The following is a 17,489-nucleotide window of genomic DNA, read 5'->3' on the forward strand; positions in this document are numbered from 1 at the left end:
GGAACGTGTCGTGGGCCTGTTGGAGGCCAGATGGGCGGCACTGTCGAAATTTGCCGGAAAAGCGCATGGCCAGCCTGATTTGTCAAGGCAAAGCGCAACAATGTCGCCTTCAGCCTGTCCTTTCCCCCGCCTTGGCTTTAGATAGTGCATATTCAGCCCGCCAAACCGAGTCGGCCCGCAATGAGCCAGATCAGACCCCTCATCCCGCTTCTCGTCACCGCCGGCATCCTGATCGGCGGCAACGGCCTGCAGGGAACCTATATTGCCCTGCGCGGCATCTCCGAAGGTTTTTCCGCCAGCACCATCGGCGTCATCAGCGCCGCCTACAGCTTCGGATTCGCACTCGGCTGCATTTCGGTGACGCGGCTTCTGCGAAAGATCGGCCATATCAGAACATTTGCCACCATGGCAGCGGTCGCCTCGGCCGCTTCCATCGCCATGCCGCTCATCATCCACCCGCTATTCTGGATGCTGATGCGTTTCGTCATCGGCATTGCCGTCGCCTGTCTTTTTGCGGCCATCGAAAGCTGGATCAATGCGCAGGTGACGAATTCCAATCGCGCGCGCACGCTTTCCATCTATCGTTTCGTCGATCTCGGCTCCGTGACGCTGGCGCAATATGTCATTGCCGTGATGGGTGTCGAAGGCCCGGTGGTGTTTTCGCTGATCGCGATAGCGCTGGTGCTGTCTCTGGTGCCGATCTCGCTTGCCGACAAATCCAACCCTGCCCCGCCGAAGCAGATTCCCTTCGACCTTTTCGCCGTCTGGCGCATTTCCCCGCTTGCCGTCGTCGGTTGCGTGGCAGTCGGCCTCAGCATGGCAGCCTTCCGCAACATTGGCCCGATCTATGCCGAACAGATCGGCTTTTCCGTCACCGCCATCGCCACCTTCATGAGTGCGGGCATTATTGGCGGTGTGGTGCTGCAATATCCGCTTGGCGTTTATTCCGACCGTTATGACCGGCGCATCATCATCCTCGCCACCACGGCCGCCTCTGTCATCGTCGGGCTGTTTCTCGCTTTCTTCGCCGGCACGGACGAATGGAGCAATATCATCGGCGTCTTCATCTTCGGCGCCTTCGCCCTGCCGCTTTATTCGCTGAGTTCGGCGCATGGCAACGACCACGCCAGGGAAGGCGAACATGCGATGATGTCAGCCGGACTGCTGTTCTTCTGGTCGGTGGGCGCAACCGTGGGGCCGCTTCTCGCCTCCGTCCTGATCGATCAGTTCGGTCCGAAGGCACTCTTCAGCTATACCGCCGCGATCCAGATCGTTTTCATCGGCTACACCATATATCGGCTGCAGGTGCGCGAGGGCGTTCCGCTTGAGGAGAGGAACTGGCGTTTCAGTTCGCTGTTGCGCACCTCGGCCTATTTCCAGAAGCTCGCCGCACCCGCACCACCTAAAAAGAATGGGTCGGAGCCCAATCCGCCGGAGAAAAACGATCGTTAGGCCTTCAAAAACGGGCTTTGTATTGACATGCGCCCGGCAAAGGGAAAGTAAGACGGATAATTTTCACGAGTGGCCATTTGCAATGATTGAAACGACTGCCGCCCTCGCCGAGGCCTGCACGGAACTGGCGAAATCGGAATTCATCACCATCGACACCGAATTTTTGCGGGAAACCACCTTCTGGCCGGAACTCTGCCTCGTGCAGATGGCAAGCCCGACTCTCGAGGTGCTGGTCGATCCGCTGGCGAAGGGCCTCGATCTTACGCCGCTTTTCGAGTTGATGGCCAATCCCGACGTCGTAAAGGTTTTCCACGCGGCGCGACAGGACATCGAAATCATCTACCATCTCGGCGGGCTTATTCCGCATCCGATCTTCGACACGCAGGTCGCCGCCATGGTCTGCGGTTTCGGCGATTCGATCTCCTACGACCAGCTGGTGCAGAAGATCAAAAACGTGCAGATCGACAAATCCTCCCGTTTCACCGACTGGAGCCGCCGCCCGCTGACCGAAAAGCAGCTGGATTACGCGCTGGCCGACGTGACCCATCTGCGGGATGTCTATCTCTCGCTGAAAGCCCAGCTCGAGCGCGAAGGCCGCTCGCTATGGCTGACCGAAGAGATGGATATTCTCGAGTCTCGCGACACCTATGACATGCATCCCGACGATGCCTGGCTGCGGCTGAAATCGCGCCTGCGCAAGCCGACCGAGCTTGCCATCCTCAAATTCATCGCCGCCTGGCGCGAGCGTGAGGCGCGCTCCCGCAACGTGCCGCGTTCGCGCGTGCTGAAGGACGATGCGATCTTCGAAATCGCCCAGCAGCAGCCGAAGGATGCCGAGGCGCTGTCGCGGCTTCGCACCATTCCCAAGGGCTGGGAACGCTCCGCGTCCGGCAACGCCATCGTCGAGACGGTGAATGCGGCGCTGGCGCTGCCGAAAGAAGAAATGCCGAAGGCACCGCGTCACAGCCACGCGCCGGAAGGTTCGGGCGCTGCCGTGGAACTGTTGAAGGTTCTGCTGAAGCTGACGGCTGATAAGCACGGCGTCGCCGCCAAGGTCATCGCCAATAGCGACGATCTGGACAAGATTGCCGCCGAGGGCGAAAAGGCAACGGTGGCAGCACTGACCGGTTGGCGGCGGGAGCTTTTCGGCAATGTGGCGCTGAAGCTCATCAATGGTGAGGTCGCCCTGCGTTTTGCCGGCAAGAAGGTCGAGGCTGTAGAGGTTGCGGCGAACGAGTCGTAACGCTCGCTCTTTCCGCGACCTTCTCATACCGCGTGTCGCCTCATTCGCTAGCGCTGCATCTGAATGGCGCTGGCTGAACACCCGAATCGCCCGACAGCGCGTCGGGCGACAAAATCGGTGAAGCCATCGAATACACAATATAAACTTAGGCGGGGTGCGGGCCCCGTCCGTTGCGGCAACCGGGCAACAGGCTTTCCGATCCTTTATGCAACCTTACCGATTGCTCACTTTTTCCAGCGCTTTTTCCACATTAATGTCGCATATGACCTGAACAGAAGCTTTGCCCGCAAGGAGCGACGGGCCTGCCCTTCCCGAGATCAAGAATCGACATGAGAAAATTGCTGCCCATTCTGGATTACGTGGTGCTCTTCGTTGCCGTGGCCGGCAGCGGCGTGGCCTACGCCTTCCTGGAATATGGCGGTGGCGCGCTCATCGGCGCGACCTATGCGCTGTTTGCCTGCGCGCCAATCCTCGCCTTCGAGCGCGGTTACATCATGCCCGGCCTGTCGCGGCAGGTCAGCGCCCTGCCGACACCGGTTTACATTGCCGTCGGTCTTGTCATCTATGCTGTTCTCGTCTTCTGCGGCTTCGGGCTGGGCGGCACGATCCTGTGGCTGAGCGGCATCTTTCCCGGCACCTGGAAACGCGCCGTTCATGCCGAAGTACAGACGCTGGTCTTCACGCTCATCGTCTGCGGCATCATCGTCTTCATCATGCGCGTGCGTGAACTTCTTGGCCGCGATATCTTCATCGACCTCATTCTCGGGCGCTATCGCAGACCGGTGAGCGAAGACCGTGTCTTCATCTTCATCGACCTTGTAGGCTCCACCTCCTTCGCCGAAACTCATGGCGACCTGAAGGCACAGGAGTTTCTCGGCGAAATCTTCGCGAGCTATGCCGCACCGGTCAGGAAACACGGCGGCGTCATCGACGATTACATCGGCGACGCCGCGATCATCACCTGGCCGTACCATAGGGCGATAAGGCGCGCGGCCTGCGTGCGCTGCGTTTTCGATATTCAGGCGACCATCGAGGAAAAGCGCGACATGTGGCTTTCCCGCTTCGGTGAAGTGCCGCGCCTGCGCTTCGCCATCCATGGCGGACCTGTCATCACTGCGGAAATCGGCGTCGACCATCACAAGATCACCTATTTCGGCGATACGGTGAACACGACCTCCAGACTCGAATCGCTGAGCAAGATGCTTGGCCATCCCGTGCTGATTTCCGCCGACCTCGCCCATCAGCTGGTGCTTCCCAAGGGCGTGCGCAGCGAATATCTCGGCGAGCACGCGGTCAAGGGCCGTGGTCAGACGCTCGGTGTCTGCACGCTCAGCCAGTATCAGGCCCCCGCCGCTTAGGGCGGAGCAACGTCGCCGTCACCTTTGCCAGCAGCGCCGTCATCAAAATTCATCAAAGCTTCAAATGGCAATCACCTCTCTGTCATGTGCTGCCCCTATCGCGTCAATCCTGTCTTCAACAGGTACTGAGAGGGGTCTCAACATGAAGCACGTTCTTTTCGCCTCTTGCGCGGTTCTCGCGCTCGCTTCCGCATCGCTGGCAGCGGAAAAGGAGTTTCCGGCAAAGCTGGTTTCACATGCCATTCTGCCGGCCAACACCATCATCGCCGCGCCTGCCGATGCGCCGGCACATCTCAAGACCTCCGCCAAGTTCACCACAGCCGACCGCAAGCGCGCCGAAGGCCTCGGCACCGTGCCCGGCAAGGACGGCGTGCGCCTGACAGGCCTTTCCATGCCGTTCAACGGCCAGCCCATGCAGGGCTTTTCCGGCATCAAGGCCATGCCGGACGGCAGCTTCTGGAGCCTTTCCGACAACGGTTTCGGCTCCAAGCTCAATTCGAGCGACGCCATGCTGATGCTTCACCATCTGAAGTTCGACTGGGAAGCCGGCAAGGTCAATGCGCTTGAAACCGTGTTTCTCTCCGACCCCGACATGAAATCGCCCTTCCCCATCGTTCTGGAAGGCACGGAAAAGCGCTACCTGACGGGCGCCGATTTCGATGTCGAATCCATTCAGCCTGTTGCCGACGGTTTCTGGGTGGGTGAGGAATTCGGTCCTTACATCCTGAAATTCACCCGCGACGGAAAGCTGACCGATGTGATCTCCACCAAGGCCGGCGATATCGAGGTGAAGTCTCCCGACCATCCGGCTCTCACACTGCCTGGCAACCCGACTCAGAAAATGCCCGCTTTCAACCTGAAACGCTCCGGCGGTTATGAAGGCATGGCGCTCTCCAAGGACGGCTCAAAGCTCTACGGCCTTCTCGAAGGACCGCTCTATATGGCGGACGGGCAAGTAGAAAAGACCGAAGACGGCGCGACCGCGCTGCGCATCATCGAACTGGACACCGCCAAGAAAGAGTGGACCGGTCGCAGCTGGCTTTATCCGCTGGCGGAAGGCGGCGAGGCGATCGGTGACTTCAACATGCTGGACGAGACCACTGCCCTCGTCATCGAACGCGACAACGGCGCCGGCACGGCCGACAAGGCCTGCGCCGACCCGAAGGCTCCCACTGCGGACTGCTTCGCCCGCCCAGCCAAGGTCAAGCGCATCTACAAGATCGAATTCAACGACGCCAATGTCGGCAAGGCCGCCCGCAAGATCGGCTATATCGACCTGATGAAGATCTCCGACCCTGATAACAAGAAGCGCCAGGGCGGCGGCAACGGTTTCTACGACATGCCTTTCGTCACCATCGAGAATGTCGACCGCGTCGATGCCACGCATATCATCGTCGGCAATGACAACAACCTGCCTTTCTCTGCCGGGCGGGCGCTGGACAAGGCTGATGACAACGAATTCGTTCTGCTTGAGGTCAAGGACCTGCTCGAGGCGAAGTGAGGCCACGGCTGCCGTCATTTGCATTGACGGTCACCAATGATCCGGACGGAGCGCTGGCAGACACGAACGTCTGCGCGGCGCTCCTTCCGATTTTCCGGCCGCGACAGAAACATGCTTGCGGAAAAGAAGACGTTTCATGCAGGACCATGCCGAAAGACTGTACTACGCCCTGAAGAGAAGCTGGTCGGGCGAGACCAGCGGCCTCTGGTCGCGCGAAAATCCAGCCAGGGGGCAAGGAAGCGTCACTGCCCTGGTGGTTCAGGACATTTTCGGCGGCGAAATTGCGAAAACCGCTGTCAGCGGCGCGCAACACTTCTACAATATCATTGATGGCGTCCGCTGGGATTTCACCTTCACCCAATTCGATCTGCCGGTGGGTTATCAGGATCATCCCGCCAATCGGACCGAAGTCATGGCGACGATAACGCCGCTGCAATATGCCTATCTCAGCGCCTGCATTCGAAAGGCACTCGGCCACGGCTGAACGGCTTGCAAAAAGGACAGCCCATTGCTGTTCGATCCGCACGGACGGCATGGAGGTCAACCGGCGCGCTACACTTCAAGACCAAGATTTATGTTTCCCGCAAAGCGGACACAATCCACGCGATAATATTGCTTGGCGAAATGGTTGTACCCACAGGAGAGACATTTAATGAGCGAGAGTTGTCCGGTTCTGACACCGGCAGAACGGCAGGTTCAGGATATATTGGAACGCAACGAAGCGGCGATGATGGCGAGTGTTCATGCAGCGGTTGAGCGCGCCAGCAAAGAAGTCGCCGAAGCATTCGAGGCGACCGGGTCAGACATGCAGCCACCACCCCGGGATTATTTTGCCGCGGTCGCGCATCAACAGCTCTTTTTGTTGTTATGCGGGGCCGACCCGCAGACCTTCGAGGGCGGCGACCCAGAAATCGCCGGTCATATCATTCGGAATGCTCAAAACATAACGGAGCACTACTGGAAACGATAATGCGCCCGAATGTCGCCGACAGGTGACGCCGATCTGTAAGGAGAGAATGTCACACGAAGCAAGAGACGTGTTCTGAACTTGACAGGGTATGCCGGTCACGGATGGAATGCTCCGCCGTCTCGCGTCATAGGGCCTTCATCATGCCCGGTTAAGCAGGCGCAAAATCGGGAGACTGCAATGGATTCGACCGCACAGATCAAGCGCCCTAAGCTCGCAGAGACCGTCATTCATGCAACAGCCAGCGTAAGAGACTCGAGCATCGGCAGATGCTGCGAGATTTTGGCCGATACCTCGCTGCATAATGTTGAGCTCGGAGACTACTCTTATCTTGGTCCCCGCTGCATGGTGGGGGATGCGATCATCGGGAAGTTCTGCGCCATCGCCGCGGAGGTCAGGATAGGCGCTCCCAACCATCCGATGGACCGGCCATCCATGCACCGTTTCAGCTACTGCCCTGAATATTACTCTGCCGATGCGGTGCGCGACGATGCCTTTTTCGCGCAGCGGAAGCAGGATCGCGCCGTTATCGGTCACGATGTCTGGATCGGACACGGGGTCATCGTCCTGCCGGGCGTCAAGGTGGGAGACGGCGCGGTGCTGGCCGCCGGCGCCGTGGTGACCAGGGACGTGCCGCCCTATACCATCGTCGGCGGCGTACCTGCAAAAATCATTCGCGAGCGCTTTTCACGATCAATTGCGCAGAAGCTTACCGCTATTGCCTGGTGGGACTGGCCCTTCGAGACGATCATGGCGCGGCTTGGCGACTTTCAGTCAAACGATATCGAAGCGTTCTGCGAGCGCTGGTCCTAGCACGGGGCCAATGTCATTTCTGTCGTGAACAGAAACTCCGCCGCTCCTTATTCGAACACGAAGGCCAGCCGCTTGCCCGTCAGCTTCGCCAGTTGCTGCAAACGTCCGTCCAGCCGCTCGCCGGCAAAATCGCAATAATCATGCGGCACCACAAATTCCAGATCGAGATCCGGATTATCTGTCTTGCGGAATTTCAGGTGATCCACGACACCCGGCATGGAGGCTGAAAAAAGATATACGACGCGCAGCAGGCCGCCCAGCAGTTTGGCGAGTTCCTGCAGACGCTCCCCCGCCATGGCGGCAAGCGGCTCGGTGGTGCCGTTGTCGTTCAGGCCTTCAAAGCGGTAATAATTGGCAAGTGCAATATAGGCGCGCCCGGGATGGGTGATCGCCACGAAGGACGAGTGGGCGATGATATTGAGCGCCTGCAGACCGCGGTAATCGGGATGCGCGCGCCAGCTGATGTCGGCCAGCAGGCAGGCGGCCTGCCGATAGCGGCTTTCCTCTTCCGTCTCGTCGATGCCGAAAACCGGGAAGGTGCGACCGCTCCAGTCCGCCAGTTCTCGCGCATGCTCCGGAGAACGGGCGCGCAAAATGGCAAGTTCGTCGGCGGCAACCAGCAGCGGATCGGATTCGCGCTCCGCCTCCGTCAGCAGCGAATAAAGGTAACCCTCGCGTACGCCCTGTGCGGAAAAAGCGATCCTGGCCGGCTTCATCATCTTCAGAACTTCGCGCATGGCGATGGCACCGAATGGCAGGAGCGAGCGGCGGTTCTTGGAGACCGCCTGCCAGGCGGGATCCTTGCTATCCCGGGAGACGATGACCTCCTCGAGGAAATTCAGCATTTCCTCCAGCGGCAATTCATAACCCTGCATCATGTGCAGGGGATAACCGGATATCTCCATATGCAGCTTGGCGATATTTCGCCAGGTGCCGCCGACGGCGTAAAAGGTGCGCCCCTCACCCGCCGCCAGAAGTTTGGCGAAGGATTTGACGTGTTTTCTGGCAATGGTCGCCGCTTTTTCCAGCGAGCCGTCCGATTGCTCCGAAAGCCGCAGACCGCCAAGCGGCAGGGTGATGCCTTCGCCGCAGCTCTTGCCCTTGATGTCGATCAGCTCCAGCGAGCCGCCCCCGAGGTCGCCGGCGATGCCATCAGGATCATGGAAACCGCTGATCACGCCATAGGCCGAATAAAGCGCTTCCTTCTCACCCGACAGAACCTCGATCTCACAGCCGAGGATGGCTTCGGCCTCACGAATGAAATCGGGACCATTTTCCGCTTCTCGGGCCGCGGCCGTGGCCAGCACATAAAGCTGCTGCGCCTGCGCCTGCTCGGAGAGGGCGTGAAAACGCCTGAGCGCCAGGAGCGCGCGGCTCACACCTTCCTCATGCATGCGCCCCGTCAGCGCCAAACCTTTGCCAAGCCCGCAAAGCACCTTTTCGTTGAACAGCACCGCAGGCGCGCGGGAAAGACCTTCATATACGACAAGACGAACGGAGTTCGAGCCAATATCTATGACGGAAACGGGGGCAAGGCCGGTCAGCCGCCCCTGTGCTTCTGATCGAGTCATTCAGCCTGTTTCTTGCGGGACGAAATCAACCCGGCAATCAATTTGGGCGCACTGGATTTCAGGGCTTCACCACGTCCGGAAAGGCTGGGATTGGTCATGAAATAGTGCTGCGCGTTGAACGGTTCTTCGCCTTTACGCACCTCGATGCGCCTCGACGTTCCGTCCGCAAGTATCTCGTAGCTCTGCTGGTTGTCAATGAGATTGCCCAGCATAATCTGTGAAAGAACCTGCTCATGCACGGTGGGATTGGTCAGCGGCACCAGCGTTTCCACGCGGCGGTCGAGATTGCGCGGCATCATGTCGGCGGAGCCGATATAGACCAGCGCCTTGTCCGACGGCAGGCCGAAACCATTGCCGAAGCAGAAGATGCGGCTGTGCTCCAGGAAGCGGCCGACGATGGATTTGACGCGGATATTGTCCGACAGGCCGGGCACCTGCGGGCGCAGGCAGCAGATGCCGCGCACGACGAGGTCCACCTCAACACCCGCGGCGCTGGCATGGTAGAGCGCATCGATGATCTCCGGATCGACAAGCGAATTCATCTTCATCCAGATCGCCGCCGGCGCGCCGCGCTTGGCGTGCTCGATTTCCTCGTGAATATGCTTGAGGATGCGCGCGCGTAGCGTATAGGGCGAGACGGCCAGCTTCATGCCCTCCTCCGGTTCGCCGTAACCCGTGATGAAGTTGAAGATATTCGCCATGTCGTGGGCGATCTTCGGGTTGCAGGTGAAGAAGGACAGGTCGGTATAGATCTTCGCCGTGATCGGGTGATAGTTGCCCGTGCCAAGGTGGCAATAGGTCCGGAGCTTCCCATCCTCGCGGCGCACCACCATCGACATCTTGGCGTGGGTCTTGAGTTCGATGAAGCCGAACACGACCTGCACGCCGGCGCGCTCCAGATCGCGCGCCCAGCGGATGTTTGCTTCCTCGTCGAAACGCGCTTTGAGCTCGACCAGCGCGGTGACGGATTTACCTGCTTCCGCGGCGTCGATCAGCGCGCGAACGATCGGGCTGTCGTTAGAGGTGCGGTAAAGCGTCTGCTTGATGGCGAGTACTTCGGGATCGCGCGCAGCCTGCAGGAGGAACTGCACCACCACGTCGAAGCTTTCATAGGGATGGTGAACCACCATGTCCTTTTCGCGGATAGCAGCGAGGCAATCGCCGGCATGTTCACGAACGCGCTCCGGGAAACGGGCATTGTAGGGCTCGAATTTCAGGTCGTCGCGCGGGGCACGCACGATTTCCGAGATCGTGTTGAGCGCGAGAAGACCGGGCAGAACCGCGACGCGATTATCCGGCACACCGAGTTCGTGCACCACGAACTGCCTCAGCGACTGCGGCATTTCGCTATCGGTCTCGATGCGGATGACGGAACCGCGGCGGCGGCGTTTCAGCGCGCTTTCGAAGAAGCGCACCAGATCTTCGGCCTCTTCCTCCACCTCGATATCGCTATCGCGGATGATGCGGAACGTGCCGGAACCGCGAACGGTATAGCCGGGATAGAGCCGGTGAATGAACAGACCAACCACATCCTCGAGCGTGATGTAGCGGATGGCGTTCTTTTCATCAGGCAGCCGCACGAAGCGGTCGAGCGCCGGCGGCAGCCGCAAAAGCGCCGTCATCGGCTCGCGGCCGTTGACGCTGTCCAACTGCAGGCCCATGGAAAAGCCGAGATTGGGAATGAAGGGGAACGGGTGCGCCGGATCGATGGAGAGCGGCGTCAGCACCGGGAACATGCGTTCCTCAAACTCGGTCTCCAGCCAGTTGCGATCCTCATCCGAAAGCGCAGCCGGGCGTACGATGTAGATTTCTTCCTTGGCAAGATATTGCTGCAGAACGGCAAGCGAGGCCTGCTGCTCCATCTGCAGGTTGTCGATTTCCTTCAGAATATCTTCGAGCTGTTCTGCCGGGGTCTTGCCGTCCGGGGTCCTGACGGTGATCTTCTGGCGCACCTGGCCTTCGAGGCCGGCGACGCGAACCATGAAGAACTCATCGAGATTGGCCGCCGAGATGGACAGGAAACGCAGCCGCTCCAGCAGCGGGTGATCGGTGTTCAGCGTTTCCTCAAGGACACGGCGGTTGAACTGGAGCCAGGAGAATTCGCGGTTGATGAAACGCGCGGGGCTATCCCAGAGGTTCTCGCCCTCGGTCTGCGGCTGAACCTTGTTGAAATCTTCCTGCGCGACAGCGTCCATGCCCTGTTCCATCCCCTGACCAATTTCCAATCCGTGATCCTGCTGCATCCCGCGATCGTCCTTCTTGCCCGTATAACAGTTTGACGACGGAACTGTGACAGTCAATCGTCGTCCGGTCCGTTATGTCTCTCGGCATTGTCCATCGCGTTGAGGACTTCCGCGACCAGTGGGCGGGTGATCCTCGTTCCGCGCGAAAGCGCCAGCCTGTCGATCCGCTCTACGATCGTCTGCGCCGTATCGAGCGAACGTTCCATTCTGTTGACGATGTAGCCTATGAGTTTGTCATCCATGTAAAGCTGCCGGTCAGCGAAGAGCTTCACCAGCACCTGCGCCAGCAACGCCTCGTCCGGTTCACCCGTTTCCACCACCGTCACGGCCTTGAGGCGCGAGCGCAGATCCGGCAGCGCGACCGGCCAGGCCGACGGCCATTGCCGGCTGGTCATCAGAAGCGTCGTGCCATTCTGGCGTACGCTGTTGATGACATGGAAGAGTTCGGTATCGTCAAAACCACGCCGATCGGCGTCCTCGAACAGCACCGCCCCCCTTTCGGCCGCGCGCGCGGCATCCGCGCCCGCTTGCGGATGAATCTCGCGGGCCTCGCTGATATTTTTCCAGATATTGGCAAGGTGCGATTTTCCGGAACCGGGCGGCCCTGCCAGCACGACCACCGGCGAGGGCCAGTGCGGCCATGCGTCAACGAGGCTGACGGCGGCCTCCAGCGAAGCCGACACGAGGAGATCCTCCCGGCCGGAGGCGGACGGATGCGAAAATGCGAGCGGCAGCTGCTCGGCCTTCGACCGGGCGTTGTCGGTTTTGATTGGGTCAGTCATTGTCAGCTCTGAGAGTCAACCTTGCCGGAGGACGTTTCCCTTTCTTCCAGGGTAAGGTTGGCTTCCCAGGGAAGGTTGGCGGCGTGCCCGTGGTAAAGATCGCTTTCAAGATACCGCGACAAGGCGAAGCGGACAAGCACGCCGACCGCCGCCGCGGCCGGCACCGCGACGAGAAGCCCGACGAAGCCAAAAAGCGCGCCGAAAGCGAAGAGGGCAAACATCAGCCAGACAGGATGCAGGCCGACGCTGCTGCCGACAAGTTTCGGCTGCAGGATGTTGCCTTCGATGAACTGGCCGGAAAAGAACACGACGAGGGTCAGCACGACATAGAGATAATCCGGCCAGAACTGCACGATGGCGACGCCAACCGCCAGGATCAGGCCGACCATGGAGCCGATATAGGGAATGAAGCTGATGAGGCCCGAAAAAAGGCCGATCAAAAGGCCGAAATTAAGCCCGACCAGCGACAGGCCGACGGCGTAATAAACCCCGAGAATGAGGCAGAGCGAGCCCTGCCCACGCACGAAACCGGCAATGGTCTTGTCCATGTCGCGGGCGATCTGGCGCACCGTGTGCACGTAATCGCGCGGGATCCAGCTGTCGACCTTGTCGATCATCCGGTCCCAGTCAAGCAACAGGTAAAAGGCGACGACGGGGGTGACCACCAGGAGCGAGACGACATCGACCAGCGATTTCCCGGAATTCCATATCTGCGTCAGCAATGTGCCGATGAAACCCGCACCTTCGGTGAGGAGTTTCGAGAAGTTCTCCTTTACCGCGTCGATCTGGCTGCTCACCCAGTCCGGCAGGAGATTGGTATCGGCGCCGGCGATCAGCTGCTGCAGCGACGAGATATATTGCGGTATGCGCGTAATGAATTCCGAGGCCTGGGCGGCAATGAGCGGAATGATGATGATGAGCGACAGCGCGAAGACCAGCACAAAGGAGATGAGAATGACGACTGTGGCCATCAGCCGGCTGAGGCCGCGCCTCTCCAGCCAGTCGGCCACCGGATCGAGAAAATACGCTAGCGCCATGCCAGCCACGAAAGGCAGGAGAATGGAGCTGAAGACCATCAGGAAGAGGATAAAGACGGCAAGCACGCCGATCCAGAAAAACACCTGCCGGCGCAGGCTGGTACCGCTTACATGGGGTTGCATCCGTTCATCCTTCTGTCACCGCATCGTCATCCCGCATCATGGAGATAGGATGGGCGTGGGCACATGGTCAAGACTGCGTCGGCAAAGGGATAAGGGGGGCTGAAAAAGCCCACAACGCAGAATATTCGGTCCCACCTTCGCCGCATTGCGGCAAATGCTGCCGAGAGCGGCCATCGCGGAACGTCAAAGCCGTTAAAAACCGGAGGTTTTGCCACTCAAACCCTTGCATCAGGCCCCGTCCCGTGCGAATGGCGACGCCAAACGAACCAGCGGAGACGAGAGCCATGAGCCAGTCGGGCAAGAACGGTCTTACCTATAGTGACGCAGGGGTGGATATCGACGCCGGCAATCTGATGGTCGAGAAGATCAAACCGGCGGTGCGTTCCACGCGACGTCCCGGCGCGGACGGCGAAATCGGCGGCTTCGGCGGCCTGTTCGATCTGAAAGCCGCTGGCTTCACCGACCCGGTTCTGGTGGCCGCCAATGACGGCGTCGGCACCAAGCTGAAGATCGCCATCGACGCAAACTATCACGACACCGTCGGTATCGATCTCGTCGCCATGTGCGTCAACGATCTCGTGGTTCAGGGTGCAGAACCGCTGTTCTTCCTCGATTATTTTGCCACCGGCAAGCTCGATCCCGACCAGGGCGCTGCGATCGTTTCCGGCATCGCCGCCGGCTGCCGCGAATCCGGTTGTGCGCTGATCGGCGGCGAAACCGCTGAAATGCCGGGAATGTACTCAGATGGCGATTACGACCTCGCGGGCTTTGCCGTGGGCGCGGCCGAACGCGGCCAGCTTCTGCCCGCCGGCGACATTTCCGAGGGCGACGTCATTCTTGGCCTGTCCTCATCCGGCGTCCACTCCAACGGCTTCTCGCTGGTGCGCAAGATCGTATCGATCTCCGGGCTCGACTGGGATGCACCCGCTCCCTTCGCCGATGGCAAGAAGCTGGGCGAAGCGCTGCTGACTCCAACCCGCATCTATGTGAAGCCACTTTTGAAAGCGATCCGAGAGACCGGCGCGCTGAAGGCACTGGCGCATATTACCGGCGGCGGTTTCCCGGAGAATATTCCGCGCGTTCTGCCCAAACATCTCGCCGCCGAGATCGATCTCGAAGCGATAGAGGTTCCCGCCGTCTTCTCCTGGCTTGCGAAAACCGGTGGTGTCGAAGCAAAGGAAATGCTGCGCACCTTCAATTGCGGCGTCGGCATGATCGTCGTGGTTTCGGCTGAAAATGCCGAAAAGGTCACCGAAGTTCTGACGGCCCAAGGCGAGACCGTCTTCCCGCTCGGCCGCATGGTCGCCCGTGAAGAAGGCGCGCACGGCACGATCTACAAGGGCGCCCTCGCCCTATGATGCCCGCCGCCCTTTCGTCCGGCCGCAAACGTGTCGTCGTTTTCATCTCCGGCAGCGGCTCCAACATGGTGTCGCTGGTAAAGGCCTGCCAGACGGCGGATTTTCCGGCGGAAATCGCCTGCGTGATCTCGGACAAGGCAACTGCCGGCGGGCTGGAAAAGGCACGGGGTTTCGGCATTCCGACCCTCGTCTTCGAACGCAGGACCTATGCGAGCAAGACGGAACATGAGGGCGCCATTCTGGCCGCTCTTGGGGAGATTGCGCCTGACATCATCTGTCTCGCCGGCTATATGCGGCTGATCTCGGGGGATTTCATTGCCCCCTATGAAGGCCGCATCATCAATATCCACCCTTCCCTGCTGCCGCTTTTCCCCGGTTTGCATACGCATCAGCGTGCCATCGACAGCGGCATGAAGATTTCCGGCTGCACGGTGCATTTCGTCACCGAAGGCATGGACGAGGGCCCGACGATTGCGCAGGGGGCTGTGCCGGTTCTTTCCGACGACACGGCCGATACCCTGGCTGCGCGGATTCTCACCGTCGAGCACCAGCTCTATCCACTGGCGCTGAAATTACTCGCCGAAGGCAAGGTACGGATGGAAGGCGGAAAAGCCGTTTTCGACAAGAGCGAAAGTAAAACCGAGTATTCCATCCTTGTCTCTGCCTCGTGATGTAGCTATTCCTAAAGTACATAGATAAATCAGAATTGGTATCTTCGGTGAAATAAACCGATCATTTACCATAATCGTCTTTAATGACCGCAACGGCCTCTACTTCAGGCCCTCCGGACGTTCAGGAGCGATTATGCGATTTTCGAGATTTCCCCTGCCGCTTTCTGCGGCTTTACTGATGGGTACCTGCCTGCCACTCGCCGCCGAACAAAACGGCATTACGGCTTCACTGGATGCCGGCGTTCTCAATCTCCGGGCGACGGAAACTGTTCATCTCGGTGGCCGCAAGGTGAGCGAACTGGAATGGGAAACGAAAAACGCCGTGGCGTTGCGCGGCTCGCTCGGGCTTGAACTAGCGCCCGGCTGGCGCGTCAAGGCGGAAGGCCGCATCGGTTTTGAAGGCGATGGCTACATGACCGACTACGACTGGGTATGGCCTTTTTCGAAAGACAGCTCCAAGGAGAATTGGAGCGATCGCTCCCAGCATGATGACACACGGCTCGACCATTATTTTTCGGGAGGCCTCGAACTCAATCGCACATTGCTGGAGGATCCGCAGCAATATCTCAGCGCGGGCGTCGGTTTTCGCTACACCGATGTGCAATGGTCGGCCTATGGTGGCAACGCCGTTTACAGTGTTTTCTCCCGCCGCGATTTCTCGGGCAAATTCAAGGATGGCCTCAAGGGAATAACCTATCGCCAACAAATACCGGTTTTCTACGGCAACCTGACGGGCGGCCAGAGATTCGGCAACTGGTCGCTCAATCTCGGTCTCGAAGGTGGCGCCATGGTCTACGCCAAGGCGACTGACGATCACTGGCTGCGCGACATGCGCTTCACTGACAAATTCGACGTTGCCGGCATGTTCGGGGTGAAGGCAGGCGTTGCCTATGACGTGACTGAAAACGCCTCGATCTACCTCGACGGCGCTTACGACTATACCAGCCTCGGGCGCGGGAACACGCATTATAGCGGCGCGGGCGCCGGAAGCCTGTCGTCGGAGAAGAACGCTGGTGGCGGCGACTTGCAGTCGATTTTCGTGGGTGCCGGCGTCAGGGGGCGGTTTTAGCGTTGATGGCTGTATCCGTGGGTTAGTTCACTGGATATGCTCAAGCCGCCCCGCCTTTAAAGCCGATCACGATTCAACATCGCCCATTGCAGCAGAATGATCGTCTTGGAATCCGTGATCTCACCCGAGGCGATCATTCCGAAGGCTTCGTCGAGACCGTAGGTCAGAACCTCGATATCTTCGCCTTCATCCTCCAGTCCACCACCGCTGCCCGCTTGCACGTCGAGATCGATACGGGCGACGAAGAGGCTCACCTTTTCCGTCAGTGTGCCGGGGCTGGCATACATGTCGAAGAGGTATTCAACCTTTTCGACGGCGTAACCGGATTCCTCCATCGCCTCACGGCGGATCGCATCAGCGGCATCGTCGCCATCGAGAAGCCCTGCCGGAACTTCGATCATGAAGTTCGGATCGCCGTTGACGAAGGCGGCGGGGCGAAACTGCCGCACCATTACCACGCTGTCACGTTTCGGGTCGTACAGGAGAATGGCGGCGGCGAGGCCGTGATGATGGACCTCCCTCACAATACGGATCATCTTGCCGTCAGCCATGCGCTGGTCAAAAACGAGCTTCTGCAAATGCACGAAGCCCTTCCAGACGGTTTCCTTTTCCACCAGCCGGATCCGGTCAGTCGCGGCAGCGGGCGACTTTAAGAGCGACACGTTCATAAGAGTCTCCGAAAGATGATGAAATCTCAGGCTGTCAGGGAGGCGCGGTTCAACGCCGCCCATTGCAGCAGCATGATCGTCTTGCCATCGCAGATCTCGCCCGTCTCGATCATCTTCATGGCGTCGTCCAGCGGGATTTCCACGACCTCGATATCCTCGTCCTCATGGGCCGCACCGCCGCCTTCTTCGACACGATCCGAAGATTCGACAATCGCGGCGAAGAAATGAATGATCTCGGTGACAGAACCGGGCGACATGAACGATTTGAAGAGGAACCGCACGTCCCTCACGACGTAGCCCGTTTCTTCCGTCACCTCGCGGCGAATGGCTTCGGCCGGGTTATCGCCGTCCAGCAGGCCAGCCGGGGCTTCAAGGAGCCAGCCGGGATGACCGTTCACATGGGCCGGCATGCGAAACTGCCGTACCAGAACAACCGTCTGGCGTCGTGGATCAAACAGCAGGATCGTCGCGCCGTTGCCACGGTCATAGGCTTCGCGCCTGATGACTTTCGTTTCGCCACGGGAATTGGTGTAATTGTAGGTTATGTTGCGGAGGTGATACCAGTTCTTTGAAAGCGTTTCGTCTTTCAGAATTTCAATTGTCACGTTGTCGAACTTCGTCATTCAAAATCTT

Annotated in this window: 16 protein-coding genes; 10 read left to right on the forward strand and 6 right to left on the reverse strand. The window is 59.4% G+C overall.

Going from position 1 to position 17,489, the window contains the following annotated elements:
- The first annotated feature begins 180 nt into the window (after positions 1 to 180).
- The 7 genes from BLU28_RS17830 (at position 181) to BLU28_RS17860 (ending at position 7,334) form a co-directional block, all read left to right on the forward strand.
- Complete coding sequence (locus BLU28_RS17830) at positions 181 to 1,452, forward strand: MFS transporter (RefSeq protein WP_077987785.1); 1,272 nt, start codon at positions 181 to 183, stop codon at positions 1,450 to 1,452.
- Between the two features lie 82 nt (positions 1,453 to 1,534).
- Entirely contained in the window at positions 1,535 to 2,695 is a 1,161-nt protein-coding gene (gene rnd / locus BLU28_RS17835; RefSeq protein ID WP_037088987.1) for a ribonuclease D, read from the forward strand.
- Positions 2,696 to 3,024: 329 nt separating this feature from the next.
- A complete protein-coding gene (locus BLU28_RS17840; RefSeq protein ID WP_004441145.1) occupies positions 3,025 to 4,053 on the forward strand; it encodes an adenylate/guanylate cyclase domain-containing protein in 1,029 nt (342 codons plus the stop codon).
- Between the two features lie 142 nt (positions 4,054 to 4,195).
- Positions 4,196 to 5,554, forward strand: coding sequence for an esterase-like activity of phytase family protein (locus tag BLU28_RS17845; RefSeq protein ID WP_077987784.1), 1,359 nt, complete (start codon positions 4,196 to 4,198; stop codon positions 5,552 to 5,554).
- A gap of 136 nt (positions 5,555 to 5,690) precedes the next feature.
- Positions 5,691 to 6,038 carry a YunG family protein gene (locus tag BLU28_RS17850; RefSeq protein ID WP_004441141.1) on the forward strand — a complete coding sequence of 116 codons (348 nt, stop codon included), beginning with the start codon at positions 5,691 to 5,693 and terminating at the stop codon, positions 6,036 to 6,038.
- A gap of 168 nt (positions 6,039 to 6,206) precedes the next feature.
- Positions 6,207 to 6,524, forward strand: a complete 318-nt coding sequence (locus BLU28_RS17855) for a hypothetical protein (RefSeq protein WP_072494276.1) — start codon at positions 6,207 to 6,209, stop codon at positions 6,522 to 6,524.
- Positions 6,525 to 6,701: 177 nt separating this feature from the next.
- Positions 6,702 to 7,334, forward strand: a complete 633-nt coding sequence (locus tag BLU28_RS17860; protein ID WP_004441138.1) for a DapH/DapD/GlmU-related protein — start codon at positions 6,702 to 6,704, stop codon at positions 7,332 to 7,334.
- A 47-nt stretch (positions 7,335 to 7,381) separates the two neighbouring features.
- Here the strand turns inward: BLU28_RS17860 and ppx are convergent, their stop codons facing one another.
- The 4 genes from ppx to BLU28_RS17880 all read right to left on the reverse strand — a co-directional run bounded on the left by ppx (position 7,382) and on the right by BLU28_RS17880 (position 13,090).
- A complete protein-coding gene (ppx, locus tag BLU28_RS17865) occupies positions 7,382 to 8,905 on the reverse strand; it encodes an exopolyphosphatase (protein WP_004441136.1) in 1,524 nt (507 codons plus the stop codon).
- On the reverse strand, positions 8,902 to 11,100 hold the full coding sequence (locus BLU28_RS17870) for an RNA degradosome polyphosphate kinase (protein WP_034496238.1): 2,199 nt from the start codon (positions 11,098 to 11,100) through the stop codon (positions 8,902 to 8,904). The genes ppx and BLU28_RS17870 overlap by 4 nt, the downstream gene beginning before the upstream one ends.
- A 101-nt stretch (positions 11,101 to 11,201) precedes the next feature.
- Entirely contained in the window at positions 11,202 to 11,930 is a 729-nt protein-coding gene (hdaA, locus tag BLU28_RS17875; RefSeq protein ID WP_022555965.1) for a DnaA regulatory inactivator HdaA, read from the reverse strand.
- 2 nt (positions 11,931 to 11,932) lie between these two features.
- Positions 11,933 to 13,090, reverse strand: coding sequence for an AI-2E family transporter (locus BLU28_RS17880; protein WP_004441130.1), 1,158 nt, complete (start codon positions 13,088 to 13,090; stop codon positions 11,933 to 11,935).
- Positions 13,091 to 13,374: 284 nt separating this feature from the next.
- On the opposite strand from BLU28_RS17880, the gene purM reads away from it, so the two are divergent.
- The 3 genes from purM (at position 13,375) to BLU28_RS17895 (ending at position 16,188) form a co-directional block, all read left to right on the forward strand.
- A complete protein-coding gene (purM, locus tag BLU28_RS17885; protein ID WP_004441129.1) occupies positions 13,375 to 14,448 on the forward strand; it encodes a phosphoribosylformylglycinamidine cyclo-ligase in 1,074 nt (357 codons plus the stop codon).
- Positions 14,445 to 15,119, forward strand: a complete 675-nt coding sequence (gene purN / locus BLU28_RS17890; RefSeq protein ID WP_037088980.1) for a phosphoribosylglycinamide formyltransferase — start codon at positions 14,445 to 14,447, stop codon at positions 15,117 to 15,119. The genes purM and purN overlap by 4 nt, the downstream gene beginning before the upstream one ends.
- Positions 15,120 to 15,252: 133 nt before the next feature.
- Entirely contained in the window at positions 15,253 to 16,188 is a 936-nt protein-coding gene (locus BLU28_RS17895; RefSeq protein WP_037088978.1) for an omptin family outer membrane protease, read from the forward strand.
- A gap of 56 nt (positions 16,189 to 16,244) precedes the next feature.
- Here the strand turns inward: BLU28_RS17895 and BLU28_RS17900 are convergent, their stop codons facing one another.
- Together BLU28_RS17900 and BLU28_RS17905 are read right to left on the reverse strand one after the other, a co-directional pair.
- Positions 16,245 to 16,856 carry an NUDIX domain-containing protein gene (locus tag BLU28_RS17900; RefSeq protein ID WP_077987783.1) on the reverse strand — a complete coding sequence of 204 codons (612 nt, stop codon included), beginning with the start codon at positions 16,854 to 16,856 and terminating at the stop codon, positions 16,245 to 16,247.
- Between the two features lie 26 nt (positions 16,857 to 16,882).
- Entirely contained in the window at positions 16,883 to 17,479 is a 597-nt protein-coding gene (locus tag BLU28_RS17905; RefSeq protein WP_077987782.1) for an NUDIX domain-containing protein, read from the reverse strand.
- Positions 17,480 to 17,489: the final 10 nt, after the last annotated feature.

It is taken from the genome of Agrobacterium pusense (assembly GCF_900102105.1).
Classification (GTDB): Bacteria; Pseudomonadota; Alphaproteobacteria; order Rhizobiales; family Rhizobiaceae; genus Agrobacterium; species Agrobacterium pusense.